A 25101-nucleotide genomic window follows, 5' to 3' on the forward strand; every position below is an offset into this window, starting at 1 on the left:
CCGAGGCCCGCGGCTATCCCTGCATGGTGGTCAGCGACAACGGAACTGAACTGACCTCGAACGCCATCCTGAAGTGGCAGGAGGAGCGCCATGTCGAGTGGCACTACATCGCGCCAGGCAAGCCCATGCAGAACGGCTTCGTGGAGAGCTTCAATGGCCGGCTCCGCGACGAATGCCTCAACGAGCACCTCTTCGCCAGCCTGCGCCATGCCCGCCATTTGATTGCGACATGGCGCGAAGACTACAACCATCACCGCCCGCACACGAGCCTCGACGGGCTTACCCCGCGGGAATACTTCAACAGGTCAGAGAAGGACCAAACCCGGAACGGACTAAACTTCTGAACGAGGACAATCCGGGGAGCAGGTCAACGGCCAATACATGCTGCGAACGCCATTGCCGTTGCGTGTCGACCTCGCAGATAGGGAGACTGCCTTTTCATTCATGGCGTGTCTCGCCGCGATGAATGGGACCGATGCGCAAGGCTTCGGCCTGGAACAGGACATCGCGTTCCAGCGCGTTCTCGATGGTGAGCCCCAGGCGGTCGCTGAACTGGCCGTGCTGGGAGGCACTGATGCGTTTCAACTGGCGGCTTGGACGGCGCGGAAACGGGAGGGGCGGCGCCACGTTCTGTGCGGCGAACCGTTCCCCGGCAAACTCATCCGTGAGCCCGTGATCCGAGGGTGTCCGGTCTGCTTGCGGCAGGATGCGGCCGCCTCCCTTCTGCCACCCGAACAGGCGATGGCTCTACGCGGCATCTGGACGGTGCCGAACCTGACGATCTGCCTGAAGCACGATCACCCGCTCGTTCCCCTTTGGCGCCACGTGCGGCCGACCGAGCGGTACGACACGGTCGTGCGCTTTCGGTCCATCGCGCCGGACATCGTATCTGGAGTGTTCGACCGCGAGACACGGGAGCCGACCGAGTTCGACGAATGGATCGAGGCACGCCTGACAGACGGACCAGGCTCGTCCTGGCTTGACCAGCACCCCCTGCATGCAGCTGCTACGTTCTGCTACCTGCTCGGCAGCGCGCTAATGCGCCACGAGACCGCCGCGCCGTCGGATGTTCACCCCGACGACCGCTGGGCGCTTCTGCAGATGGGTTTCGCCGTGGCGCGACACGGTCCGACGCGCATCCGCGAGGCCTTGCAGCGCCTCCAGGATCTGCCTGGTGAACCACATCGGGGTCCGAAAGCGATCTATCCGGTCCTCTATGATCGCCTGTCCCGAGATTACCGGCACGCTCCCGAGTTCATTCCGTTTCGCGAGGTGTTGCGCACCCATCTCATCGAGACCTGGCCGTTCGGGACCGGCGACGACCTGCTGGGCGAACCGGTCGAGCAACGCAAGCTCCACTCCGTCCAGTCGGCATCCCGAGAAACCGGTATCGATCCTCGGCGGCTCCGAAAGATGCTGAGAAGCAGAGGACTGATCGCCGATCAGCGACCCGATGCCTGGGAGGTCTTCGATGCAGCAGCAGCCGAGCCGCTCCTGAACGCGATGACCCGCCTTGTGCCAGCCACGCACTTCGCCAGGTCCCTGGGCATGTCACGGTCTCAGTTCGACCGCCTGGTGGCCGACGGAATTCTCCAGCCTGCGCTCGATACATCCGGGACGAAATCGGTCTGGGACCCGCGGGCCGGCCAAGCAATGCTGACCGAGCTCTTCGCCGGCGCAGAACCGCTTCGCCAGGCGCAGCACGGCTGGGAGCACATCTCGAAATCGGCAAGCCGCTTGAAGATCGGTCCAGGCGTCATCATTGACGGCATCAGGGAGGGCCTGATCCGTCGCGTCGGCCGACACTCGGATTTTGATGGCTACGCGGCTCTCTATGTCTACCACGACGAGGTCGCATCGGCTGTCGCCGATGAGGCTCCTGAGGCCATGTCTCTTGAGCTCTTCGCGAAAACGGTCGGGATCGGCCGACCGGCACATCTGAGGCGGCTGGTCGCAAACGGGCATACGACCGCCACAAGGCTCCGCAATCCGCGCACGGGCGCTCTCCAGCCTTACATCACCGGCGAGGATGCGGACGCCTTCCACGCCACTTTCTACACGCTACGCACCGCATCGAGATCACACGGCTTCTCGTGGCAGAGCCTCGTTGCCCGCCTCAAGCGAGCCGGGGTGCAGCCGTTCAGCTCGGCGGACGAGGAATATGGTGACCTCTATCTGAAACGCGACGTCGACGAGGCCCTGGAGCAGCCCTAGAGGGCGGCGCTGGACGGAGCCGAGCGAATTGTCCATTCAAGTCGGGAGCTTAGACCTTCGGACGTGGTGTTGTGCGAGCCTAGAACAAACGCTGACAAAACGGCTTGACAGAGCTTGCGCATTCTTTTCGCGTCGTTTGCGCACTCTTTTGGTTTTTCTGGCTACGCCTCGCACCCGCGCGTCAGCCGCACTTGGAATGGCCGCAACTCGCGCAGGTCATGCAGCCCTCGACCATGCGCATCTCGAATTGACCGCAGGAGGGACAGGCCTTTCCGCGCGGCGCGTCGAGGCCGACGACACGGGCCTGCGGATCGGACTTGAGCCCCATGCCCTCGCTTTCGAGAAAGCCGGTTGCGACGAGATGCTGTTCGATCACGCCGCCGATCGCGGCAAGGATCGAGGGGATGTACTTTCCCTTCACCCACGCGCCGCCGCGCGGGTCGAACACCGCCTTGAGCTCCTCGACGACGAACGACACGTCGCCGCCGCGCCGGAACACCGCCGAGATCATCCGCGTGAGCGCCACCGTCCAGGCGAAATGCTCCATGTTCTTGGAGTTGATGAACACCTCGAAAGGCCGCCGGCGCCCGCCCACGACGATATCGTTGATCGTCAGGTAGATCGCGTGCTCGCTGTCGGGCCACTTGAGCTTGTAGGTGTTGCCCTCGAGCGCCTGCGGACGGTCGAGCGGCTCGGACATGTAGACCACCTCGGCGCCGTCCTCGGCCTCCTTCACGAGGACCGGCGTGTCGCCCTGCCCGGCCGTGTCGCCCTCCGACACGCTCAGCACCGAGCCCGTCACCTCGTTCGGCCGATAGGTGGTGCAGCCCTTGCAGCCGGTCTCGTAGGCCTGAAGGTAGACATCCTTGAACGCCTCGAACGAGATGTCCTCCGGGCAGTTGATCGTCTTGGAGATCGAACTGTCGATCCAGCGTTGCGCCGCCGCCTGCATCCGCACGTGATCCTCGGGCGGCAGGGTCTGGGCGTTGACGAAGTACTCCGGGAACGGCGCGTCGCCCTGGGTTTCGCGCCACATCTGCACCGCGTAGTCGACGACCTCTTCCTCGGTGCGCGAGCCGTCGTTCTGCAACACCTTCCGTGTGTAGGCATAGGCGAAGACGGGTTCGATCCCCGACGACACATTGCCGGCATAAAGCGAGATCGTGCCCGTGGGCGCGATCGAGGTGAGAAGCGCGTTGCGGATCCCGTGGGCGCGCACGGCGTCGCGCACCTCGTCGTCCATCGCCTGCATCATCGGCGTGGCGAGGTAGGCCTCGGCATCGAAGAGCGGGAACGCGCCCTTTTCCTTGGCCAGCTCGGCGCTGGCAAGGTAGGAGGCGCGCGCGATGCGGCGCAGCCAGTCCTCGGTCTGGGCGGCGGCGGCCTCCGAGCCGTAGCGCAGGCCGAGCATGAGAAGCGCATCGGCGAGACCGGTGACACCGAGACCGATCCGGCGCTTGGCCGCCGCCTCGCGCGCCTGCGCCTCGAGCGGAAAGCGCGAGGCGTCGACGACGTTGTCCATCATCCGCACGGCCATGCGTACGAGATCCTCGAGCGCGGCATCGTCGATGCGCGCTTCGGGCGTGAACGGATCGGTGACCAGCCGTGCCAGGTTGACCGAACCGAGCAGGCACGCGCCGTAGGGGGGCAACGGCTGTTCGCCGCAGGGATTGGTCGCCGCGATCGTCTCGCAGTAACTCAGGTTGTTGGTCTCGTTGATGCGGTCGATGAAGATCACGCCCGGTTCGGCGTAGTCGTAGGTTGCGCGCATGATCCGGTTCCAGAGCTCGCGCGCCGGCAGCGTGTGGTAGACGCGACCGTCGAAGACGAGATCCCAGGACCCGTCGGCCTTGACCGCCTCCATGAAGGCGTCGGACACGAGAACCGAGAGGTTGAACATCCGCAGCCGCGCACTGTCGGCCTTGGCGCCGATGAACTCCTCGATGTCGGGATGATCGCAGCGCATCGTCGCCATCATCGCGCCGCGGCGGCTGCCGGCGGACATGATGGTGCGGCACATCGCGTCCCACACATCCATGAAGCTGAGCGGGCCCGACGCATCGGCGGCCACGCCGGTCACCGCCGCGCCGCGCGGGCGGATCGTCGAGAAATCGTAGCCGATGCCGCCGCCCTGCTGCATCGTCAGCGCGGCCTCCTTCAGCATGTCGAAGATCCCGGCCATCGTGTCGGGTATCGTGCCCATGACGAAGCAGTTGAAGAGCGTCACGGACCGCGCGGTGCCCGCCCCCGCGACGATGCGGCCGGCCGGCAGGAAGCGGAAATCCTCCAGCGCCGCGTAGAACCGAGGCTCCCATTCCTCGGGATCCGCCTCGGTCTCCGCGAGCGCGCGGGCGATCCGACGCCACGTCTCCTCGACGCTGCGGTCCACCGGGGTGCCGTCCGCCTCTTTCAGACGATACTTCATGTCCCAGATCTGTTCGGCGATGGGAGCGGCGAAACGGCTCATGGGGGCGGCTCCTGTGGCTGGCGCGACGTCCGCTAGGGTTTGCCCCGAGCGACGGAAGGACTACAATATAGAGCGTGGTGAGTGGAGATTCCATGACAGATGTCGTGCATCTGGTAAAACTGAGCGCGGGCACCGAAAGCGTCGAGCAATTGCAGCGCTGGCAGGCCTCGCGCGCGGCGCAGGGCCCCGACGGCCACCCGCGCCACGTGACGCGGATGTGGCCCAAACGCGAGCAGGCGATCCTGGCCGGGGGCTCGATCTTCTGGGTGATCAAGGGCCTGATCCAGTGTCGCCAGCGGATTCTGCGCCTCGACGAGGTCACCGGTCAGGACGGCATCCGCCGCTGCGCCATCGTGCTCGAGCCCGAGATCGTGCGCGTGACCCCGGCCCCGCGCCGGCCGTTCCAGGGCTGGCGCTACCTCGCCGCCCAGGACGCGCCCGCCGACCTGAGATCGGCGCGCGCCGACGACGACGCGCTGCCGCCCGAACTCGCCGGCGCCCTGGCGGAGATCGGCGTGATCTGAGCGACCGCCGACTTGCTGGGTGCGCAGGGTATGAGGACCGGACCGGGGGCGCTGCCCCCGGACCCCCGGAGTATTTGTCCAAGGAGAACGGGCTGGGGCGGGCGTCGCTGCCGGTGTGTGCGCCTGACGGGGCGAGCGCGGGGTCATGTCGATGCGCGCACACGCCGCGCGGGGGCCGGCGCGCGGGCAAGGGATCGTCGAAGGGTCTTGAAGCCGGAGAGAGCCCGGGCGCGGCGGGGTGCCGGGCGGGGGGCTGTGCGGTGCCGCAGATGTGGTGTGTCCGGCGGAGGCGGCTCTGGCGTTCCGGGCGCACGACGTTAGCTTCGCCGTGACCGCAGCCGACAGGAGGCCGACATGAGCTACACCCCGCCCGAGATCTGGACCTGGGACGCCGAGAGCGGCGGCACCTGGGCGAGCCTCAACCGGCCGATCGCCGGACCGACGCACCAGCGCGACCTTCCCGTCGGCGCGCACCCCTTCCAGCTCTATTCGCTGGCGACGCCGAACGGCGTGAAGGTGACCGTTCTCTTCGAGGAACTGCTGGCGGCGGGCCACGAGGGCGCGGAGTACGATGCGTGGCTGATCCGGATCCAAGAGGGCGACCAGTTCGGATCGGGCTTCGTCGAGGTCAATCCGAACTCGAAGATCCCGGCTCTTGTGGATCGCAGCGGATCCGAGCCGGTGCGGGTGTTCGAATCGGGCGCGATCATGCTGCACCTCGCCGAACGGTTCGATGCGTTCCTCGGACCGAAAGAGAGCCGGCCGGAGATGCTGTCATGGCTGTTCTGGCAGATGGGATCCGCGCCCTATCTTGGTGGCGGGTTCGGGCATTTCTACGCCTATGCGCCCGAGCCGATGGAATACCCGATCAATCGCTACGCGATGGAGGTGAAGCGGCAGCTCGACGTGCTCGACCGCACGCTAGCCGATCGCCGCTTCCTGACCGGCGAAAGCTACACGATCGCCGACATGGCCAACTGGGCCTGGTACGGACAGCTCGCGCTGGGGCGGCAATACAACGCCGCGACCTTCCTGCAGGTGGAGAGCTACGAAAACGTGCAGCGCTGGGCGACGGAGATAGACGCCCGGCCGGCGGTGCAGCGCGGGCGCATGGTCAACCGGACCTTCGGCGAACCGCAGATGCAGCTGCACGAGCGCCACGCGGCGGAAGATTTCGAGACGCGCACCGAAGACAAGCGCGCGTCCGAGTGACCGGACGTTCCGCGGGCGGCGGGGCCCCGTGCGGCACCCCGCCGCCCGCAGGCGGTGTCAGCCGAGCTCGGCCATGACCGCCTCGACGCCGTCTTCGCCGTCGACGGTCGTCACGCCGTCCAGCCAGCCTTCGACCATGTCGGTGTTCTCCGACAGCCAGGTGCGCGCGGCCTCGGTCGGGTCGGTGCCGTCGTTGAGGATCGCGCCCATGATCTCGTTCTCCATCTCCAGCGTGAAGGAGAGGTTCTCGAGCAGCGCCTGCACGTTCGGGCAATCCTCGGCGAAGCCTGCGCGGGTGTTGGTGTAGACCGTCGCGCCGCCGAGATTCGGCCCGAAATAGTCGTCCCCGCCCTCGAGATAGGTGAGATCGAAGTTGGCGTTCATCGGGTGCGGCTCCCAGCCGAGGAACACGATCGGCTCGTCGCGGTCGCTGGCGCGGCCGACCTGGGCCAGCATGCCCTGCTCGGAGCTCTCGCGGATGTCGAACTCGCCGAGGCCGAAGGCGTCCTCCTCGATCATCGACAGAATCAGCCGGTTGCCGTCGTTGCCGGGCTCGATGCCGTAGATCGTCTGGTCGAGCGCATCCGCGTTCTCGGCGATGGCGTCGAAGCTGTCGATGCCGAGCTCCGCCCCGGCGGCGTTGGTGGCCAGCGTGTACTTGGCGCCCTCGAGGTTGGCGCGCACGGTTTCGACCGTGCCGTCCTCGCGATAGGGCGCGATGTCGTTCTCCATCGTCGGCATCCAGTTGCCGAGGAACACGTCGACATCGCCGTCCGACATCGCCGTGTAGGTCACCGGCACCGAGAGCACCCGCGTTTCGGTGTCGTAGCCGAGCGCCTCGAGCACCACCGTCGTCGCGGCGGTCGTCGCGGTGATGTCGGTCCAGCCGACATCGGCGAAGACGACCTCGGAGCAGGTCTCCTGGGCCTGCGCGGCGCCGCCGGCCGCGAGCGCAAGCGCGAGGCTCGCCGTGAACGTGCGTGTCATGTTCGTCTCCCCTGTCGATGTGATGATGGGCGCATCATGGCCAAATTGACTCGTGAATCAACCGTTGCGGCCCCGGCGGTTTCCACTGCGTCGTCCAGGGGCGCTCCCCAACGATCTTCCCGAGCCCACAAGCGAGGGCGACGCCGCATATTTTCAAGGTCGGGCCGCTGTCCTGCCACAAAGCTCTGCCAGCGTCCCGCGCGAGGACATCACAGAGCAGCAGGGGGACACCCGCGATGAACATGCAGACCTCGGTCATGGCGCCGCCGCCGCCGAAGCGGCTGGAGGACATGCAGCTGCCTCGGGTGATGATGCGCGACATCGTCCTCAAGACCATGTTCCGCAAGAACGCGAGCACGGCGAGCGAGCTCGCCGCGGCGATCTGCCTGCCGGTGCCGATCACCCAGGAGCTGATCGACCTGGCGCGCTCGCAGCTCCTCCTCGAGGCGATGGGCACGATGAGCGCCGGCGCCAGCACCGAGATGGGCTATCAGCTGACCGACACCGGCAAGGCCCGGGCGATGGACGCGCTGCAGCAGTCGGAATATTACGGCGCGATGCCGGTGCCGCTGCCGGTCTACCGCGAGCAGGTCGCCCGACAGTCGATCCGCAATGTGCAGATCACCCGCGATCAGCTGATGGGCGCAATGGGTCACCTGATCCTGCCGCCGTCGCTTCTGGACAATCTCGGCCCCGCCGTGGGCGCGGGCCGCTCGATCCTGATGTACGGCCCCCCGGGCAACGGCAAGTCGTCGATCTCGAACGGGATCCGCGACGCGATGGGCGACAAGATCTACGTGCCGCGCGCGCTCGAATACGCCGGCCAGGTCATCACGGTCTACGACCCGATCGTGCACTCGGCCGCCGAAGAGCAATCCGAGGATCCCACGCAGCTGCGCCGCCGGATCCTGTTCGACACGCGCTACGTTCTGTGTGACCGGCCGACGGTGATCACCGGGGGCGAGCTGTCGCTCGACATGCTCGACCTCGTCTACAACCCGACCGCGCGCACCTACCAGGCGCCGTTGCAGCTCAAGTCGACCGGCGGCATCTTCATCGTCGACGACCTCGGCCGGCAGGCGGAGCCGCCGCAGAAGCTCGTGAACCGCTGGATCGTGCCGCTGGAGGAATCCAAGGACATCCTCGCGCTGCAATCGGGCGAGAAGTTCGAGGTGCCGTTCGACACGCTGGTGATCTTCTCGACGAACTTCCACCCCAACGAGATCTTCGACAAGGCGGCGCTGCGGCGGATCTTCTTCAAGATCAAGATCGACGGCCCGGACCAGGAAAACTTTCTCAAGATCTTCGCGCTGGTGGCCCGCAAGAAGAAGATGCAGCTCTGCGAGAAGAGCCTCGTGCACCTGCTGAAGACGAAGTACCCGACGATCGACAACGTCTATGCCAACTACCAGCCGGTGTTCCTCATCGACCAGATGATCGCCGTCTGCGACTTCGAAGGCATCCCCTACAAGATGACTCCCGAACTGGTGGACCGGGCCTGGGCGAACATGTTCGTGAAGGACGAGACAATCGTGAAATGACGGCCCGGCAGAGCCGTCCGGGCCGCCGCGATTTTTTCGCCGCGGCGCCCGGAAAATCGGCTTGACCGTCGCGGGGGCGCCCGATACTCAGCGCCACGCTCTGGCGGAGTAGCTCAGTTGGTTAGAGCAGAGGAATCATAATCCTTGTGTCGGGGGTTCAAGTCCCTCCTCCGCTACCATCCCCCACCTCGACCGCGATGCGGATTGGCGCGACGGCGTGCCGATTGTGATTGGTGGCGGCTTTGCCTCATCCGTGTGCATCGCTTTGAAGCGATCCGACGGGGTCAGAGCGTCAGCCTTCCGGCATCTGAGCCGCACCTTCCGCGCTGGCGCCTGGTCCGACGCGGGAGAGCGTGTTGCACCGCTTTGTCCGCAGGCGGCGCGCAAACCTGCGGCAGCCACATGACCCTGCAGACGCCGCGCCTGTAACCTCCCAAAAGATCCCAAGACGTTGCCAAGCGGCGCAGTCGCTCGGCACGCCCCTGTGCGTTTGATCACCGCCACAGGCGGCGGCTCGTCTCCATTCGCCCCGCGCCAGGGACAATGCCCGCGTCGGCGAAGCGCCCGCGAAATGGGCATCGGCCGCGATGACCGCCCGTTCCACGTGCAGATCGGCCCGATCCGCGCGGCGCCGCGGTGCAACGATTGAAGCGTCGCGGCCCGCGATGCTCCGGTGAAACTGCAGGGCTCTTAGGGTTCCGCTGCCGGTGTGTCCGGCAGGACCGGTCCGAGAAGAGCCACCCCGCCGGCAAATTCCGGCCGGGGCACACGGCGGGCCAAAATCCCGGGAGAGTACTGCGCAGGTCCGGCCCGCGCTCAGTGTTCTTGTTCCGCCGGCGGCCGGATCCGTTCGACGAGGGATGGCGGGACGTCGACAACGGGGAAGACCATGACAAAATCGATGATCACGTCCGCCGGTGTGGTGTCCTTGGCGGCTCTCGCGGCGCTCGGCGCGCCCGCAGCCGCGCAGGAAAAGACCGAGTTCCGGGTCGCCTGGTCGATCTACGTGGGATGGATGCCCTGGGGCTATCTCGAGGATTCGGGCATCATGGACACGTGGGCCGAGAAATACGGCATCGACGTCGAGATCGTTCAGATCAACGACTACGTCGAATCGATCAACCAGTACACGTCCGGCGCCTTCGACGGAGTTTCGGCGACCAACATGGACACGCTGTCGATCCCGGCCGGCGGGGGCGTGGACACGACCGCGCTCATCATCGGCGACTATTCCGACGGCAACGACGCGGTCATCACCAAGGGCGACACGACGCTCGAGGGGCTGGCCGGCACGCGGGTGAACCTCGTTGAACTCTCGGTGTCGCACTACCTGCTCGCTCGGGCGCTCGACAGCGTCGGTCTGGCCGAGCGCGACCTCGACGGTGTGGTGAACACCTCCGACGCCGACATGGTCGCGGCCTTCTCCAGCGAGGACGTGCAGACGGTGGTGACGTGGAACCCGCTCGTGTCGGCGATCCTCGACGGCAACCCGGACGCGCAGACGCTCTTCGACAGCTCGGCCATCCCGGGCGAGATCCTCGACCTGATGGTCGTGAACACCGAAACGCTCGAGGCGAACCCGGATTTCGGCCGGGCGCTCGTCGGCGCGTGGTACGAGGTGATGGGCCTGATGGCCGAGGGCGACGAGGCGGCACTGACCGCGATGGCCGAAGCGGCGGGCACCGACCTCGAGGGCTACCGCGCGCAGCTCGAGGCGACCGCGATGTTCTACGACCCGGCCGAGGCCGTGGCACAGGCCGAAAGCGACTCGCTTCCCGAGACAATGACGACCGTGGCGGAGTTCCTGTTCGAGCAGGGCATCCTCGGCGTCGATGCGCCCTCGCCCGATTTCGTCGGCATCGAGTATCCCGACGGCACGATCACCGGCAGCGACCAGAACGTGCAATTCCGGTTCGACTCCTCGTTCATGCAAATGGCCGCCGACGGCGCGCTCTGAGCCGTCGCGGCGCGCCCGTGGCCCGGCCGCGTCCCGGCCGGGCCCGTTCCTTCCGGACGAGACAGGCCGACACTCATGCGCCTCATCAACAGACGTCCCGCGCGGCCCGCCGCGGTCCTTCTGACCGCCCTGCCCTTTGTCGCGGTGGCGATCGCCTACGCGATCGCGTCCGAGATCCGGCTCGCCGCCAACCCGCAGGACAAGCTCCTGCCGGCACCGGCGACGATCTGGGACACGGCGGTCCGGCTCTTTTCCGAACCCGACCGGCGCACCGGCGAGATCCTGTTGTGGCGCGATACGGCCGCCAGTCTGCGCCGGCTGGCCGTCGGTGTCGGCGCCGGCGCACTGGTTTCGCTCCTGCTCGGCGTGCTGATCGGCCTGCTGCCCTATGTCCGGCGCACGCTGTCGGATTTCGTGGCGGTGATCTCGATGGTTCCGCCTTTGGCCCTGCTGCCGATCCTCTTCATCGTCTTCGGACTGGGCGAGATGTCGAAAATCGTGCTGATCGCCATCGGGATCACGCCGCTGATGATCCGCGACCTCGCGCAGCGCGTCCTCGACATCCCGCACGAAGAGATCGTCAAGGCGCAGACGCTCGGCGCCTCGACCCCGGTGATCGCGCTCCGCGTCGTGCTGCCGCAGATCCTGCCGCGCCTCATCTCCGCCGTGCGGCTTCAACTCGGGCCGGCCTGGCTTTTCCTCATCGCGGCCGAGGCCGTGGCAGCCGAAGTCGGGCTCGGTTACCGGATCTTCCTCGTCCGGCGCTACCTCGCGATGGACATCATCCTGACCTACGTCATCTGGATCACGCTGTTGGCGTTCGTCATCGACTGGGCGCTGAAGCAGCTGTCGCGGCGCGCCTTCCCGTGGAAGGAGGCCGGGCTGTGAGCTTCGTGACCGTCCGGGACGTCTGGCAAAGCTACGGCGCGCGATCGATCCTCGAGCGCGTAACCCTCGACGTGTCCGAGGGCGACTTCGTGTCGATCGTCGGCGCGTCCGGCTGCGGCAAGTCGACCTTCCTGCGGCTGCTTCTGGCCGACGAACGCCCGGTCCGCGGCGAGATCCGGGTCGACGGCGCCGAACCGGCGACAGAGCCCGGCCGATCCCGCGGCGTCGTCTTTCAGCGCTACTCGGTCTTTCCGCACATGACCGTGCGCGAGAACATCGTCGCGGCGGAAACCTTCTCGCGGCCGTTGGGCCGGGTCTGGGGCCGGGCGCGGCGGGAGGCCCGGGAACGGGCCGACGCGACGCTGGAGCGGGTGGGCCTCGCGCATGTGGCCGACGCCTACCCGGCGACGCTCTCGGGCGGGATGCAGCAGCGGCTGGCGATCGCGCAGGCGCTGACGGCGCGTCCGCGGATCCTGCTTCTCGACGAGCCCTTCGGCGCGCTCGATCCCGGCACGCGGCTGTCGATGCACGCGTTCCTGCAGGACCTGCGCGCCGAGACCGGCATGACCGTCTTCATGGTGACCCACGACCTCGAGGAAGGCTTCAAGCTCGGCGACCGCGTTCTCGTGTTCGACAAGCCCCGCTGGGACACGCAGGCGCCCGAGCGCTTCGGCGCCACGATCACCTACGATTTCGATGCGCGCGACGGCGGCGTGCCGTTCCAGCGCATCCTCGACCGGTATCCATCGCTCGCGCCGCGTCCGCCCGCGGCGACGGGCTGACCCCGACCCCCATGCGCGCCGCCGGACCCCGCGCATGGGCCGTGCCAAGGTCCGGAAAGCCGTGCCCCGCGCGACGCTGCCGCCGGGGCCAGTGAATGGGAGACAGCGATGTTGTCCGAACCGCCCCGCGCCGGCCGCCGCGCACATCATCCGCGCGACCTCGCCGCGCGCCTCGCCGCCCGAGAGCGCCGGAACCACCACCCGGATCTGACCAGGCTCGCCGGCTGGAAAGCCATGCAGAAAGAGGGCGAGATCCCCGAAGGCCGGTGGGATCAGGAGCGCCGCTGGGCGCTGCGCATGGGTCTGACCGGCGCGGACACGATCGAGGATCGCTCGATCCCCACCTTCGCGCGCGGCGAACTGCCCCACTACGCGGGCATCAACACCTTCCTCAAGGCGCCCTATGCCGAGGACGTGCTGGAGGTCGCCAACTACGATGCGACGGTGCTGGGCATCCCGTTCGACGGCGGCACGACATACCGTCCGGGCACGCGCTTCGGGCCGCAGGGCGTGCGCAAGATCTCGGCGCTCTACACGCCCTACAATTACGAGATCGGCGTCGATCTGCGCGAGCAGATGACGCTCTGCGATGCGGGCGACGTCTTCACCATCCCGGCCAACATCGAAAAGAGCTTCGATCAGATCAGCCGGGCGGTCAGTCACGTGTTCTCGTCGGGGTCCCTGCCGATCATGATCGGCGGCGATCACTCGATCGGCTTTCCCTGCGTGCGCGGCATCGCCGAGTGCACGTCCAGGAAGATCGGCATCGTGCATTTCGACCGTCACGCCGACATCCAGGAAAAGGACCTGGATGAACGCATGCACACAACACCCTGGTTTCACTCCACGAACCTGCCCAACGTGCCGGCGCGCAACCTCGTGCAAGTGGGCATCGGCGGCTGGCAGGTCCCGCGCGAGGCGGTCAAGGTCGCGCGCGAGCGCGAAACCAACATCATCACCATGGGCGACATGGAGAAGATGGGCATCGACCGCACCATCGAGATGGCGCTCGAAATGGCGTGGGACGGCGCCGACATGGTCTACATGTCCTTCGACATCGACTCGATCGACTGCGGCTTCGTGCCCGGCACCGGCTGGCCGGAGCCCGGCGGCTTTCTCCCGCGCGAGGCGCTGGCGCTTGCCGCCGGCGTCGCGGCCGAGGGGATCTGCGGGCTCGAACTCGTCGAGGTCTCGCCGCCCTACGACCAGTCCGAGATCACCGCGCTCATGGGCACGCGCGTCATCGTCGACGTGCTCGGATCGCTGGTGGCGCACGGCAAGCTCGGCACCCACAAGCCGCACATCGACAAGCCCGTGCAGATCCCGCATGGCGAGTTCGAAGGCAAGAGGTGGTCCAATGCCACATGACCACGCGGGCCCCGGCCACAACCACGCGCATGGCACGGACCACCTGCACAGCCACGTTGACGGCGGCGACGCCGCCGAAGACCTGCAGGTCCTCGCGACGCAGTTCATCGACGGCTTCGTCGCGGCGCGGGACAAGACCAGCTACCTGCGGCTGGCCGGTGTCCCGTTCGAGCGCCCCGGGCGCGACGGTGCCGCCGCGCTCAAGCTCGTTGACGTGGACCTCCGGACCGAGTGGCAGGTCGGCACCGCCTCGCCGAGCTTCGGCTCGCGCGAGCTGAGCTACCTGCCCTTTCCGGGCGAGATGGTCCGCGAACGCACGAACATGGGCTTCGTCTACGTGTCGCTCGACGAGAAGGTGACGGTCGATTTGCGCGATGTGCTCGCCGAGCGGCAGGCGCACGGCGCGATGTGACCGGGCCGGCGGCGCCCGCGCCGCCGGATCTCAGCCGCCGAAGACGAGGTCGCGCGCCATGTTCAGCGCGGTCGCGATCAGGAACAGCCCGAACAGCAGTCGCAGCCGCCGCTGCGGGATCGCGTGCGCGATCCGCACACCCACCCGCGCAAAGGTCATGGTCAGCGGCACGAGGCAGACGAGCGACAGAAGGTTCACGTACCCCAGCGAAAACGGGGGCAGATTCTCCTGCCCGAGCCCGGTCAGCGCGTAGGTGATCGCCCCCGGCACGCCGATGACGAATCCGATCGCGGCCGAGGTGCCGACCGCGCGCCGGATGTCGTAGCCGAGGAAGTTCAGCGTCGGCACGCAGACGGTCCCGCCGCCGATCCCCATCATCGCCGAGATCGCGCCCGCGCCGAGGCCCGACGCCGCCCAGACCGGCGCCGAGAAACTGCGTGGCGTGTCGGACGGCGTGGCCGTCCGGAAGATCATGTCGAGCGCCACCGCCAGCGCAACGACGACGAACACGGCGATCAGCACCTTGCCCGATACCAGCCCGCCGATCAGCCCGCCGAGGATCGTCCCGACAAGGATCCACGGCCCCCAGCGCTTCAGCAATGCCACGTCGATCGCCCCCTTGCGCCAGTGCCCGTAGGACGACGAGGCGGAGGTGAAGATGATCGAGGCCAGCGACGTGCCCACCGCGACCTGCATCATCAGGCCCGGGTTCATGTCGGTCAGAGACAGCGCCCAGTACAGCGCCGGAACGATGACGATGCCGCCGCCCACCCCGAGAAGCCCGGCCAGCGTGCCGCCGAAGATGCCGGCCGCCACCGCGATGCCCACGAACAGGGCGATCGTCCCGCCGTCCATCACGTGGCCTCCCGCTGGCGTCGCGTCTCGGTTTTCGCTGTCGGTGCAGTCACCTGCGGATCTCCCGGTTGTCTTCGGTGAACTGGCGCCCGCGCCCGCGGGGCCGCCGTCGCGCCAGCCGGTCGGACATTCCACACCCCCGCCGCGGCGTCAACGCGAGCGCCCCGGACCCACGTCCCCCACGCACGAAAAAGGGGCGCCCGAAGGCGCCCCGCAGTCGATCCGGCTGGGCTCATCGTTACACTGCCCTGATGTGTTCTGCCTGCGGCCCGGGCGGCCGGCGCCGTGGCGCCGCCCGTCCCGACCTCTGGCCCTCTCAGCTACATCCCGACGTGCCGCCGCAGGTGTTGCACTTCATGCAGGTGCCGTTGCGCACCAGCGTGTAGTTGCCGCACTCGCCGCAGGGATCGCCCTCGTAGCCCTGCATCCGCGCCTTTGTGGCGGCGTCGACCTTGGGGGTCGCGCGGGTTGCCACGGCGACGGTGCTCTCGGCCTCGCCCACGACCGCCGACAGCGCCGAGGACGGATCCTGCGGGCTGGCGAAGCCGGTAACCTGGCCGCCACCCTGCAGCACCACCAGTTCCTGCGGCACGCGCTTGCGCAGATACCCCGAGGAGCTGATCTGCTTGAGCACTTCGAGCGACTTCGACGCGGCGCTCTCGGAGATTTCCTTGACGTTGGACACGCCCTCTTCCTCGCCGCGGCCGATGTCGTCGAAGGTCGCGCCCTCGGGCTTGACGTGCGCGAGGTCCGTCCGGTCGAGGTAGCTGACCGCCAGTTCGCGGAAGATGTAGTCGAGGATCGAGGTCGCGTTCTTGATGCTGTCGTTGCCCTGCACCATGCCCGCGGGCTCGAACTTGGTGAAGGTGAAGGCGTCGACGAACTCCTCCAGCGGCACGCCGTATTGCAGGCCGACGGACACCGCGATGGCGAAGTTGTTCATCATCGCCCGGAAGCCCGCGCCTTCCTTGTGCATGTCGATGAAGATCTCGCCCAGGCTGCCGTCGGCGTATTCGCCCGTGCGCAGGTAGACCTTGTGACCGCCGACGATCGCCTTCTGGGTATAGCCCTTGCGGCGCTCCGGCATCTTGGTGCGGGCGGTGGCGCGCTCGACCTCCTTGACGATGATCTTCTCGACCACCTTCTCGGCCAGCACGGCGGCCTTTTCCTGCATCGAGCCCGTCTCCAGCACCTCGGCCGCTTCGTCGTCATCCTCGACGAGCGCCGCGGCGAGCGGCTGGCTGAGCTTGGAGCCGTCGCGGTAGAGCGCGTTTGCCTTCACCCCGAGCGACCAAGACAGCTCGTAGGCCGCCTGGCAGTCCTCGATCGTGGCGTCGTTGGGCATGTTGATCGTCTTGGAGATCGCCCCCGAGATGAAGCTCTGTGCCGCCGCCATCATGTGAATGTGGCTCTCGACGGACAGGTAGCGCTTGCCCTTCTTGCCGCAGGGGTTGGCACAATCGAAGACCGACAGATGCTCGTCCTTCAGGTGCGGCGCCCCCTCGAGGGTCATCGTCCCGCAGACATGGTCGTTCGCCGCCTCGATGTCGGCCTTGGAATAGCCGAGATGCCGCAGCAGGTCGAAGGACGGATCCACGAGCTTCTCGGCGGGGACGCCGAGAACGCCGGTGCAGAACTCCTCGCCCAGCGTCCACTGGTTGAAGACGAAGCGGATGTCGAAGGCCGAGGCCAGCGCGCTTTCCACCTTCTCGATCTGCGCCGGGCCGAAGCCGTGACCGATCAGCGAGGTGTGGTTGATGCCGGGCGCGTTCCCGAGGCTGCCGTGACCGACCGCGTAGCTGACGATCTCCTCGATCTGGTTCGACGCGTAGCCGAGCTTTTCGAGAGCCGCCGGAACGGATTGGTTGATGATCTTGAAGTAGCCGCCGCCGGCCAGTTTCTTGAACTTCACCAGCGCGAAGTCGGGCTCGATGCCGGTGGTGTCGCAATCCATCACCAGGCCGATCGTGCCCGTGGGCGCGATCACCGTGGCCTGCGCGTTGCGATAGCCGTGCGTCTCGCCCAGCCGCAGCGCCTCGTCCCACGAGGTGACCGCGAGATCGATCAGGCGGCTGTCCGGGCAGTTGGCGTGATCGAGCGGCACCGGCGGAACCGCCAGCCCCTCGTACCCCTGCGTCGCGCCCTGCGCGGCGTTGCGATGGTTGCGGACGACCCGCAGCATGTGCTCGCGGTTGCGCTCGTAGCCGGCGAACGGGCCAAGCTCGCCCGCCACCTCGGCCGAGGTCGCGTAGGCCACGCCGGTCATGATCGCGGTCAGCGCACCGCAGAGCGCGCGGCCCTCGTCGGAATCGTAGCTGAGGCCCATGTTCATCAGCAGGCCGCCGATGTTGGCGTAGCCGAGACCCAGCGTCCGGAAGTCGTAGCTGAGCTGCGCGATTTCCTTCGAGGGGAACTGCGCCATCGTCACCGAGATCTCGAGCGTCAGCGTCCAGAGCCGGGTGGCATGCATGTACGCCTCGGCGTCGAACCGGCCGTCACGGTAGAACGTCAAAAGGTTCATCGAGGCGAGGTTGCACGCCGTATCGTCGAGGAACATGTACTCCGAGCAAGGGTTCGAGCCGCGGATCGCACCGTCCTCCGGGCAGGTGTGCCACGCGTTCACGGTGTCGTGGAACTGGATGCCGGGGTCGGCGCAGGCCCACGCGGCGTGGCCCACCTGCTCCCACAGGTCGCGCGCCTTGATGGTCTTGGCGACCTTTCCGTCGGTGCGGCGGATCAGCTCCCAGTCGGCGTCATCCTTGACCGCCTGCAGGAATGCATCGGTGACGCGGATCGAGTTGTTGGAGTTCTGGCCCGACACCGACGCGTAGGCCTCGCTGTCCCAGTCGGTGTTGTAGGTCGGGAACTCGATCGAGGCGTAGCCCTGCCGCGCGTAGTCGAGCACGCGCTTCACGTAGGTCTCGGGGATCTGCACGCGCTTGGCGGCGCGGACCGCCTGCTTCAGCGCCTCGTTCTTGGCGGGATCGTGGGCGTCGGCCTCGGCACCGTCCCAGCCGCGGATGGCGGCGAAGATGCCGTTCAGCATCTTCTCGTGCATCTTGGAGCCGGCCACGATCGACGCGACCTTCTGCTCCTCGCGCACCTTCCAGTTGATGAATTCCTCGATGTCCGGGTGGTCGGCGTCGCAGATCACCATCTTGGCCGCGCGCCGCGTGGTGCCGCCGGACTTGATCGCGCCCGCCGCGCGGTCGCCGATCTTGAGGAAGCCCATCAGGCCGGAGCTGCGGCCCCCGCCCGACAGGGCTTCCCCTTCGGCACGAAGGGAGGAGAAATTCGTGCCGGTTCCGGATCCGTATTTGAACAGGCGCGCCTCGCGCACCCACAGATCCATGATGCCACCCTCGTTCACCAGGTCATCCCCGACCGACTGGATGAAGCAGGCATGAGGCTGCGGATGCTCATAAGCCGACTTCGACTTGGTGAGTTTGCCGGTTTTGTGGTCGACGTAGAAATGGCCCTGGCCCGGACCGTCGATGCCGTAGGCCCAGTGCAGGCCGGTGTTGAACCATTGCGGGCTGTTCGGCGCGGCGGTCTGGGTCGCCAGCATGTGCCGCATCTCGTCGTAGTAGGCGCGCGCATCCTCTTCGGTCGAGAAGTAGCCGCCCTTCCAGCCCCAATAGGCCCAGGCGCCGGCGAGACGGTCGAAGACCTGCTTGGCCGAGGTCTCGCCGCGCGTCTCGGTGTCCTTTTCGGCGGGCACGGAGCGCCACAGGAACTCCGGCACGTCCTTTTCGGCCACGCGCTTCAGCGCGCCGGGCACGCCGGCCTTGCGGAAATATTTCTGCGCGATGACGTCGGACGCGACCTGGCTCCACGCCGCGGGGACCTCGACCTCGTCGAGGCGGAACACGATCGTCCCGTCGGGGTTTCGGATCTCCGACGCGGTGGTGACGAAATCAATGCCCGCATATGCGTCTTCGCCGGCCTGCGTGTAATGTCTCTCGATCTTCATTTTATGCCCCGTGTCAGATCGTCTTCGTTCGCCATCCGACCCCGCCGCGCCGCGCGCAGAGACACCTCCGCCGCCGCCGGTTCCGCACCGGGGCGCCCTTGGATCGGATGCTCGTGTCTCTGTTCGCCGTGCCGCGGCCCACTACATCTTGTGCGACTTGGGGCCAGCCCGCACAACCTGACGCGACTCGCGGGTCTGAGTCAAAGAGTTTTTAACCAAATGTTGTGCGTATTGGAGAGTGCCCCACCACCCCTGCGATACGGCGCCGAGTTACCCACATGGCGCGAAGGCGCGGAACCCGCAGGCACCACCGCCTTCCGCACAGCTTTTCCACAGAGCTTTCCGGCCGAAGGTCGGGACAATCCGCACACCCGAACGTGGCGCTTCGGACACGCCCGGCGGCGCGCTTGGACAATCAGCGCGTCTCGGCCTCCGTCAGCATCGCCTCGAAAAGGAATCGCAGGCGCTCGAATTCGCGGCGCTGGTCGTCGAGGCCATGCAGCGCGCAATAGCGTTCGAGATCGCGTAGCGTCTCGAGCATCGCGTGATCGTCGCCGCTGTCCTGCATGACCCGGTCTCCTCGGTCGAGCGCGCGCGCACTCGTACGCACGCGCACGCGGCCGCAGGAGTTTCAACCTTTCAGGAAAATTGGAAGGCGTAACGCAACGTCCACACGAGCCATCGCGCCGTGCCTGTGGTCGGGGCGAGAGGATTCGAACCTCCGACCTACGGTACCCAAAACCGTCGCGCTACCAGGCTGCGCTACGCCCCGAACGGCGCGTGTGTAGCCGCAGCGATGCACTTTGAAAAGGCCCGATCAGCCCTCGTCGCAAGGCCAGGCGGCATCGTCGATCGCCGGGTGGCGCAGCTCCGCCCCGGCCTCGATCCCGAGCTCGGCAGCCAGCCCGCCGTTGATCTCCAGAACGTACTGGATCCCGTCGCCGCCGGGGATGCCCGACAGGTCGCCCGGCTGCGCCTCGGGATGGACGCGCTGCACCACGCCGGCCGCGTCGGCAAAGATCATGTCCAGAGGAATCAGCGTGTTCTTCATCCAGAAGCGGACCGGCTGCGGTCGCTCGTAGACAAAGAGCATGCCGGCAAAGCGCGGCATCTCCTCGACGAACATCAGCCCCTGCGCGCGTTCCTCGGCATCGTCGGCGACATCCGCGCGGAAGCTGACGCTCCCGAAATCGCCCCGGATCTCGACCTTGTCGGTCGCGCACTGCGCGATGGCCGCCATCGGCGCCATCATCGCCATTCCGCCCGCGATCACTGCCCGGCGGACACCGCGTATTCCCATGCGCTCACCTCGGTCGCCATGCGGCCCCTCTTGCCGTCCACCACCCGGATGGCGAGCGCCTCGCCGGGCTGAAGCTCCGCCAGACCGGACCGGCGCAAGACTTCGATGTGGATGAACACGTCTTCGGCACGTCCGAACACGTTGGCAAAGCCGAACCCTTTCGCCTTATCGAACCACTTGACCCGCGCAGGTTCAAGCGGTGCGGCACGCAGGACGTCCGGATCCATGTCCTCGAAATCCACGAGCGGCGCGGCCTCCGACGGCTCCGGCGGCGAGATCTCGAAAACCTGAACGGCCTGGACGCCGCGTTCGGTGCGCTGCGTGGCGATGTCGATGCGCGCGCCGTCGGCCACCGAACTCTGCCCGAAGTTGCGCAGGACATTGGCGTGCAGCAGGATATCGGGTCCGCCGTCCTGCGACAGCACGAAGCCAAACCCCTTGTTGGGGTCGAACCACTTCACCCGGCCCTGAACCCGTTCCATCTGATCGTCGCGTTGATCGCGCATCTCGTTCCACCCGATATGCCGTTTTCCGCACGCAAATCCTGATTCACACGTGCAAAGAAGGTAGGGCGCTTATGGACACATTCAAAAAGTGAGTTCAACTCCGCCGTTTCATTCGACTATTCGCAGCAAGAACCCGCCGACCCGACACTCAATCAGGGGCTGAGCCGCTCGACCGACCACACCCCGTCCGTCGCATCACGACGCCACACGAACCGGTCGTGCAGGCGGTAGGCGCCGTCGGCCCAGAACTCGATCTCCAGCGGCCGAATCCGGATGCCGCCCCAGAACGGCGGGCGCGGCGGATTGACACCCTTCTCGGCGGTGACCTTCGCGACCTTCGCCATCAGCGCCGCGCGGCTCTCGAGCGGCGAGGATTGAGCAGAGGCCCAGGCGCCCAGCCGGCTCTTGAGCGAGCGCGACGCGAAATAGGCGTCCGCCTGCTCTCCGTCCTCGATCTCGGTCAGCCCCCGCACCCGGATCTGCCGGCGCAGGCTCTTGGCGTGCCAGACGAAGGCGGCCCGGCCTGCGGCCGCGATCTCGCGGCCCTTCGCGCTGCCGTAATTGGTGTAGAAGACGAATCCCGCGTCCTCGATATCCTTCAGAAGCACCATGCGCGCGTTCGGCAGGCCCTCCGCGTCCACCGTCGACAGCGCGATGGCGTTGGGGTCGTTGACCTCGCTCTGCTCGGCCGCGGCGAGCCAGTTCCGGGCGATCTCGAACGGGTCGTCGCCGGCAAAAACCCCTGTCCTCTCCGTCATCTCCGTCTCCGTCGCTGGGGATCCGCCGTCCGGGGCGCAGCCCTTGATGGCCGCAGGTCCTTCGCCTAAAGGACGGCATCACGCAATGTCGGCTGGAGGGCGCGGATGTCAAACACTCTGATGGCGGGGAAGCGCGGGCTCATCATGGGGCTCGCCAACGACAAGTCCATCGCCTGGGGCATCGCGCGCGCCTGTGCCGATGCCGGCGCCGAGCTCGCCTTCTCCTACCAGGGCGACGCGCTGAAAAAACGCGTGGCGCCGCTCGCCGAAAGCCTCGGCTCGTCGGTGGTGCTGCCCTGCGACGTCGGCGACGAGGCCTCGATCGACGCGCTCTTCGACGAGCTGAAAAAGAGCTGGGACAGCCTCGACTTCATCGTTCACGCCATCGGCTATTCCGACAAGTCCGAGCTGCGCGGCCGCTACGTCGACACCTCTCGCACCAACTTCCTCAACTCGATGGACATCTCGGTCTATTCGTTCACCGCGGTCACGCAGCGCGCCGCGGCGATGATGAATGCCGGCGGCTCCTGCCTGACGCTGACCTATTACGGCGCCGAACGCGTGATGCCGCACTACAACGTCATGGGCGTTGCCAAGGCCGCGCTCGAGGCCTCGGTGCGATACATGGCCGAGGACCTCGGCCGCGACGGTATCCGCGTCAACGCGCTCTCGGCGGGCCCGATCCGAACCCTCGCGGCCTCGGGCATCGGCGATTTCCGCTACATCATGAAGTGGAACGAGCTGAACTCGCCGCTGCGGCGCAACGTGACCACCGACGATGTCGGCAAATCGGCGCTGTACCTGCTGTCGGATCTCGGTTCCGGCGTGACCGGCGAGACCCATCACGTCGATTGCGGCTATCACATCGTCGGCATGAAGGCGCCCGACGCTCCCGACATCGAAAAGGCCTGAGCGGCCGCCCGCATGGACTGGCCGCACCTGATCGCCTTCAACCTCACCCTGCTCGCGGCGATGGCGAGCCCGGGGCCCGCGCTGCTTCTGGCGCTGCGCACCTCGCTCGCCCAGGGCCGCGCCGCCGGCATCGCCGCCGGGTTCGGCCTCGGTCTCGTGGCGGCGGGCTGGACCGCGGCGGCGCTCCTGGGGCTCGAGGCGGTCTTCGCCCTCGTGCCGGTCGCCTACACCGCGCTCAGGATCGCCGGCGCGCTCTACCTGCTGTGGCTCGCGGTCGGCATGTGGCGCGACGCGCGGCGCCCGGCGCCGCCGGCACGCGCCCCGGCCCCGCGCGCGATCGCCCGCGCGTTCCGCACGGGGCTTCTCGTCAATCTCGCCAACCCCAAATCCGTGCTCTTCGCCTCGGCGGTGCTCCTTGTCGTCTTCCCGCCCGGCCTCTCGGGCGCGGACAGGGCGCTGATCGTCGCCAACCACCTCGCGGTCGAATGGGCGGTCTACACGCTCTTCGCCCTCCTCCTCGCCACCCGCCCCGCGCGCGACGGCTACCTCGCGCTCAAGCCCATGCTCGACCGCGTCGCCGCGGTCGTCCTCGGCGCGCTCGGGCTCAAGCTTCTCATCGACAGGTGACCGCCATGGACCGACTGCCGCACGAAAAAGGCTTCCACGTCAGCTGGGACCAGCTCCACCGCGACGCGCGCGCGCTCGCCTGGCGGCTGCAGGACACCGGCCCGGGCGAGACCGGCTGGCGCGCCGTGGTCGCCATCACCCGCGGCGGGATGGCCCCGGCGATGATCGTCAGCCGCGAGCTCGATATCCGCACCGTCGACACGATCTCGGTCAAGTCCTACAACCACCAGACCCAGGCCGAGCCGCAGGTGATCAAGGCCCCGGACATGGATCTCGTGGGCGACGGGACCGGCGTGCTCATCGTCGACGATCTCGTCGATACCGGCCGCACGCTCGAGGTCGTCCGCGCCGCCATGCCACGGGCGCATGTCGCCACGGTCTACGCCAAGCCGCAGGGCAAGCCCCAGGTCGACACCTTCGTGACCGAGGTCAGCCAGGACACCTGGATCTTCTTTCCCTGGGACATGGCCCTGCAATACGTCAAACCCTACCACGGCGCCGACGACTGACCGCGCGCGCGGCGCGTCCCTCTTCATCTTGCCGGGAAACCCCGGGGGTCCGGGGGCAGCGCCCCCGGTCCCGCAGCCTGCCACAGGACGGACCGCCCGATGCCGAGCCGCACCGAAGCCACCTTCGCCCCGCCGGTCATGGAAGCGCGCCGCTGGCTCGCGGAGGCGACGCTGCCGCCGACCCTGCCGCTCCTGAACGTGAGCCAGGCCGCCCCGGTCGCGCCGCCGCCCGAAGCCCTGCGCGACGCGATGGCCCGCGCGCTCGCGGCGCCCGAGACGCATCTCTACGGCCCCGTGCTCGGGCGGCCCGAGCTGCGCGCGGCACTCGCGGCGGACTGGGCGCGGCACTACGGCGGGCCCGTCGCCGCAGACGAGGTGGCGATCACCGCCGGCTGTAACCAGGCCTTCGCGGCTACCATCGCGGCGCTGACGACCGAGGGCGACGAGGTCGTCGTCCCCGTCCCGTGGTACTTCAATCACAAGATGTGGCTCGACATGGCCGGCGTCCGCGCGGTGTCGCTGGCGACCGGCCCAGACCTTCTGCCGTCGGCGGACGCGGCGCGCGCACTGGTCGGCCCGCGCACCCGCGCCATCGCGCTCGTGTCGCCCAACAATCCCGCCGGCGTCGAATACCCGGCCGCGACCCTCCGCGCGTTCCGCGACCTCGCGGCCGCGGCCGGCATCACGCTGATCGTCGACGAGACCTACCGCGACTTCGACAGCCGCGCCGGTGCGCCGCACGATTTGCGCGCCGGCGGCCCGGATCCGCATCTCGTGCAGCTCTACTCGTTCTCCAAGGCCTACCGGCTCACCGGTCACCGCGTCGGCGCGATCGTCGGGCCGCCGTCGCTGATGCCCGAGGTCGAGAAGTTCCTCGACACCGTCGCGATTTGCGCGCCGCAACTGGGCCAGATCGCGGCCGCGCACGGGCTGGCGCATCTCGGCGACTGGGTCGCCGGGGAACGCGCCGAGATCCTCGGCCGCCGCGCCGCGATCGAGGCGCAGATGCCCGCGCTCGCCGCGAAAGGCTGGCAGTGTCTCGGGCTCGGCGCCTATTTCGCCTATCTCGCGCATCCCTTTGCGGAGCCGTCCGACACGCTCGCCCGCGCGCTCGTCTCCGACGCCGGCATCCTCTGCCTGCCGGGCACGATGTTCCGCGCCGCGGACGACCCCCTTGGCGCGCGCGAGCTGCGCATCGCCTTCGCCAATATCGATGCAGACGGCATCGCCACGCTCTTCGGCCGGCTCGCCGCGCTCGACCGGCCCCTTGCGAGCCGGGCCGCCCGCGCATAGAGATCGCGCGATTTCG

At 67.6% G+C, this 25101-nt stretch carries 22 protein-coding genes, 2 tRNA genes and 1 riboswitch; of the genes, 15 read left to right on the forward strand and 9 right to left on the reverse strand.

Annotated features, from left to right (window positions below; translation table 11 throughout):
- Positions 1–344 (forward strand): integrase core domain-containing protein (locus ROJ8625_RS08005; protein ID WP_143535081.1); only part of this gene is annotated, 344 nt, incomplete at its 5' end.
- A gap of 37 nt (positions 345–381) precedes the next feature.
- The gene (locus tag ROJ8625_RS08010) at positions 382–2214 is read left to right on the forward strand and encodes a TniQ family protein (protein ID WP_085791377.1); all 1833 of its coding nucleotides are present in this window, start codon (positions 382–384) and stop codon (positions 2212–2214) included.
- A gap of 181 nt (positions 2215–2395) precedes the next feature.
- On the opposite strand, the gene ROJ8625_RS08015 is transcribed toward ROJ8625_RS08010, so the two are convergent.
- The gene (locus ROJ8625_RS08015) at positions 2396–4681 is read right to left on the reverse strand and encodes an adenosylcobalamin-dependent ribonucleoside-diphosphate reductase (RefSeq protein WP_085791378.1); all 2286 of its coding nucleotides are present in this window, start codon (positions 4679–4681) and stop codon (positions 2396–2398) included.
- Positions 4682–4773: 92 nt separating this feature from the next.
- Here ROJ8625_RS08015 and ROJ8625_RS08020 point away from each other — a divergent pair, with 92 nt between their 5' ends.
- Entirely contained in the window at positions 4774–5205 is a 432-nt protein-coding gene (locus ROJ8625_RS08020) for a DUF1489 family protein (RefSeq protein ID WP_085791379.1), read from the forward strand.
- A 354-nt stretch (positions 5206–5559) separates the two neighbouring features.
- Positions 5560–6417 (forward strand): glutathione-dependent disulfide-bond oxidoreductase, encoded by an 858-nt coding sequence (gene yghU, locus ROJ8625_RS08025; RefSeq protein ID WP_085791380.1) that lies wholly within the window; start codon positions 5560–5562, stop codon positions 6415–6417.
- A gap of 57 nt (positions 6418–6474) precedes the next feature.
- Here the strand turns inward: yghU and choX are convergent, their stop codons facing one another.
- Entirely contained in the window at positions 6475–7404 is a 930-nt protein-coding gene (gene choX / locus ROJ8625_RS08030; protein ID WP_085791381.1) for a choline ABC transporter substrate-binding protein, read from the reverse strand.
- A gap of 236 nt (positions 7405–7640) precedes the next feature.
- Here choX and ROJ8625_RS08035 point away from each other — a divergent pair, with 236 nt between their 5' ends.
- From ROJ8625_RS08035 to ROJ8625_RS08065, 7 genes are all read left to right on the forward strand, one after another.
- Entirely contained in the window at positions 7641–8945 is a 1305-nt protein-coding gene (locus ROJ8625_RS08035) for a DUF8689 domain-containing protein (RefSeq protein ID WP_085791382.1), read from the forward strand.
- 102 nt (positions 8946–9047) lie between these two features.
- Positions 9048–9124 (forward strand) — tRNA-Met (locus tag ROJ8625_RS08040).
- A 500-nt stretch (positions 9125–9624) separates the two neighbouring features.
- A riboswitch (guanidine-I (ykkC/yxkD leader) is annotated at positions 9625–9738 on the forward strand.
- Between the two features lie 96 nt (positions 9739–9834).
- On the forward strand, positions 9835–10902 hold the full coding sequence (locus ROJ8625_RS08045) for a putative urea ABC transporter substrate-binding protein (RefSeq protein WP_085791383.1): 1068 nt from the start codon (positions 9835–9837) through the stop codon (positions 10900–10902).
- Positions 10903–10977: 75 nt separating this feature from the next.
- Positions 10978–11790, forward strand: a complete 813-nt coding sequence (locus ROJ8625_RS08050; RefSeq protein WP_085791384.1) for an ABC transporter permease — start codon at positions 10978–10980, stop codon at positions 11788–11790.
- Positions 11787–12572 (forward strand): ATP-binding cassette domain-containing protein, encoded by a 786-nt coding sequence (locus tag ROJ8625_RS08055; protein ID WP_085791385.1) that lies wholly within the window; start codon positions 11787–11789, stop codon positions 12570–12572. Before ROJ8625_RS08050 ends, ROJ8625_RS08055 begins: the two co-directional genes overlap by 4 nt.
- 108 nt (positions 12573–12680) lie before the next feature.
- Positions 12681–13940, forward strand: coding sequence for an agmatinase family protein (locus ROJ8625_RS08060; protein ID WP_085791386.1), 1260 nt, complete (start codon positions 12681–12683; stop codon positions 13938–13940).
- Positions 13930–14352: a hypothetical protein gene (locus ROJ8625_RS08065; protein WP_085791387.1), complete on the forward strand. Its 423-nt coding sequence runs from the start codon at positions 13930–13932 to the stop codon at positions 14350–14352. Before ROJ8625_RS08060 ends, ROJ8625_RS08065 begins: the two co-directional genes overlap by 11 nt.
- A gap of 30 nt (positions 14353–14382) precedes the next feature.
- On the opposite strand, the gene ROJ8625_RS08070 is transcribed toward ROJ8625_RS08065, so the two are convergent.
- The 7 genes from ROJ8625_RS08070 to pdxH form a co-directional block, all read right to left on the reverse strand.
- Positions 14383–15207, reverse strand: a complete 825-nt coding sequence (locus ROJ8625_RS08070; protein WP_200813300.1) for a sulfite exporter TauE/SafE family protein — start codon at positions 15205–15207, stop codon at positions 14383–14385.
- Between the two features lie 316 nt (positions 15208–15523).
- Positions 15524–19180, reverse strand: a complete 3657-nt coding sequence (locus tag ROJ8625_RS08075; RefSeq protein WP_085791389.1) for a vitamin B12-dependent ribonucleotide reductase — start codon at positions 19178–19180, stop codon at positions 15524–15526.
- Positions 19181–19595: 415 nt separating this feature from the next.
- On the reverse strand, positions 19596–19748 hold the full coding sequence (locus tag ROJ8625_RS20980; protein ID WP_159456742.1) for a hypothetical protein: 153 nt from the start codon (positions 19746–19748) through the stop codon (positions 19596–19598).
- Between the two features lie 127 nt (positions 19749–19875).
- Positions 19876–19952, reverse strand: a tRNA-Pro gene (locus ROJ8625_RS08080).
- A 45-nt stretch (positions 19953–19997) separates the two neighbouring features.
- A complete protein-coding gene (locus tag ROJ8625_RS08085; RefSeq protein WP_085791390.1) occupies positions 19998–20480 on the reverse strand; it encodes a DUF192 domain-containing protein in 483 nt (160 codons plus the stop codon).
- Positions 20450–20986 carry a cold-shock protein gene (locus ROJ8625_RS08090; RefSeq protein ID WP_085791391.1) on the reverse strand — a complete coding sequence of 179 codons (537 nt, stop codon included), beginning with the start codon at positions 20984–20986 and terminating at the stop codon, positions 20450–20452. Before ROJ8625_RS08090 ends, ROJ8625_RS08085 begins: the two co-directional genes overlap by 31 nt.
- 152 nt (positions 20987–21138) lie before the next feature.
- Positions 21139–21744: a pyridoxamine 5'-phosphate oxidase gene (gene pdxH / locus ROJ8625_RS08095; protein WP_085791392.1), complete on the reverse strand. Its 606-nt coding sequence runs from the start codon at positions 21742–21744 to the stop codon at positions 21139–21141.
- Positions 21745–21849: 105 nt separating this feature from the next.
- Between pdxH and fabI the strand changes: the two genes are divergently transcribed.
- From fabI to ROJ8625_RS08115, 4 genes are all read left to right on the forward strand, one after another.
- Positions 21850–22656, forward strand: coding sequence for an enoyl-ACP reductase FabI (gene fabI, locus ROJ8625_RS08100; RefSeq protein WP_085791393.1), 807 nt, complete (start codon positions 21850–21852; stop codon positions 22654–22656).
- Between the two features lie 12 nt (positions 22657–22668).
- Positions 22669–23283, forward strand: coding sequence for a LysE family translocator (locus ROJ8625_RS08105; RefSeq protein ID WP_085791394.1), 615 nt, complete (start codon positions 22669–22671; stop codon positions 23281–23283).
- Positions 23284–23288: 5 nt separating this feature from the next.
- Entirely contained in the window at positions 23289–23792 is a 504-nt protein-coding gene (gene gpt / locus ROJ8625_RS08110) for a xanthine phosphoribosyltransferase (RefSeq protein ID WP_085791395.1), read from the forward strand.
- A gap of 99 nt (positions 23793–23891) precedes the next feature.
- Positions 23892–25085 (forward strand): aminotransferase, encoded by a 1194-nt coding sequence (locus ROJ8625_RS08115; protein ID WP_085791396.1) that lies wholly within the window; start codon positions 23892–23894, stop codon positions 25083–25085.
- Positions 25086–25101 lie beyond the last annotated feature (16 nt).

Origin of the sequence: Roseivivax jejudonensis (assembly GCF_900172265.1) — a bacterium.
GTDB lineage: Bacteria > Pseudomonadota > Alphaproteobacteria > Rhodobacterales > Rhodobacteraceae > Roseivivax > Roseivivax jejudonensis.

Excerpts from the sequence above, each read along its gene's own strand:
- ROJ8625_RS08020 (WP_085791379.1), top strand. The coding sequence starts at position 4,774 with ATGACAGATGTCGTGCATCTGGTAAAACTGAGCGCGGGCACCGAAAGC.
- ROJ8625_RS08105 (WP_085791394.1), top strand. The coding sequence starts at position 22,669 with ATGGACTGGCCGCACCTGATCGCCTTCAACCTCACCCTGCTCGCGGCG.
- ROJ8625_RS08065 (WP_085791387.1), top strand. The coding sequence starts at position 13,930 with ATGCCACATGACCACGCGGGCCCCGGCCACAACCACGCGCATGGCACG.
- choX (WP_085791381.1), bottom strand. The coding sequence starts at position 7,404 with ATGACACGCACGTTCACGGCGAGCCTCGCGCTTGCGCTCGCGGCCGGC.
- ROJ8625_RS08045 (WP_085791383.1), top strand. The coding sequence starts at position 9,835 with ATGACAAAATCGATGATCACGTCCGCCGGTGTGGTGTCCTTGGCGGCT.
- ROJ8625_RS08060 (WP_085791386.1), top strand. The coding sequence starts at position 12,681 with ATGTTGTCCGAACCGCCCCGCGCCGGCCGCCGCGCACATCATCCGCGC.
- ROJ8625_RS08075 (WP_085791389.1), bottom strand. The coding sequence starts at position 19,180 with ATGAAGATCGAGAGACATTACACGCAGGCCGGCGAAGACGCATATGCG.
- pdxH (WP_085791392.1), bottom strand. The coding sequence starts at position 21,744 with ATGACGGAGAGGACAGGGGTTTTTGCCGGCGACGACCCGTTCGAGATC.
- ROJ8625_RS08010 (WP_085791377.1), top strand. The coding sequence starts at position 382 with ATGCTGCGAACGCCATTGCCGTTGCGTGTCGACCTCGCAGATAGGGAG.
- gpt (WP_085791395.1), top strand. The coding sequence starts at position 23,289 with ATGGACCGACTGCCGCACGAAAAAGGCTTCCACGTCAGCTGGGACCAG.
- yghU (WP_085791380.1), top strand. The coding sequence starts at position 5,560 with ATGAGCTACACCCCGCCCGAGATCTGGACCTGGGACGCCGAGAGCGGC.
- ROJ8625_RS08070 (WP_200813300.1), bottom strand. The coding sequence starts at position 15,207 with ATGGACGGCGGGACGATCGCCCTGTTCGTGGGCATCGCGGTGGCGGCC.
- ROJ8625_RS08035 (WP_085791382.1), top strand. The coding sequence starts at position 7,641 with ATGAACATGCAGACCTCGGTCATGGCGCCGCCGCCGCCGAAGCGGCTG.
- ROJ8625_RS08050 (WP_085791384.1), top strand. The coding sequence starts at position 10,978 with ATGCGCCTCATCAACAGACGTCCCGCGCGGCCCGCCGCGGTCCTTCTG.
- ROJ8625_RS08115 (WP_085791396.1), top strand. The coding sequence starts at position 23,892 with ATGCCGAGCCGCACCGAAGCCACCTTCGCCCCGCCGGTCATGGAAGCG.
- fabI (WP_085791393.1), top strand. The coding sequence starts at position 21,850 with ATGTCAAACACTCTGATGGCGGGGAAGCGCGGGCTCATCATGGGGCTC.
- ROJ8625_RS08090 (WP_085791391.1), bottom strand. The coding sequence starts at position 20,986 with ATGCGCGATCAACGCGACGATCAGATGGAACGGGTTCAGGGCCGGGTG.
- ROJ8625_RS08085 (WP_085791390.1), bottom strand. The coding sequence starts at position 20,480 with ATGGGAATACGCGGTGTCCGCCGGGCAGTGATCGCGGGCGGAATGGCG.
- ROJ8625_RS08015 (WP_085791378.1), bottom strand. The coding sequence starts at position 4,681 with ATGAGCCGTTTCGCCGCTCCCATCGCCGAACAGATCTGGGACATGAAG.
- ROJ8625_RS20980 (WP_159456742.1), bottom strand. The coding sequence starts at position 19,748 with ATGCAGGACAGCGGCGACGATCACGCGATGCTCGAGACGCTACGCGAT.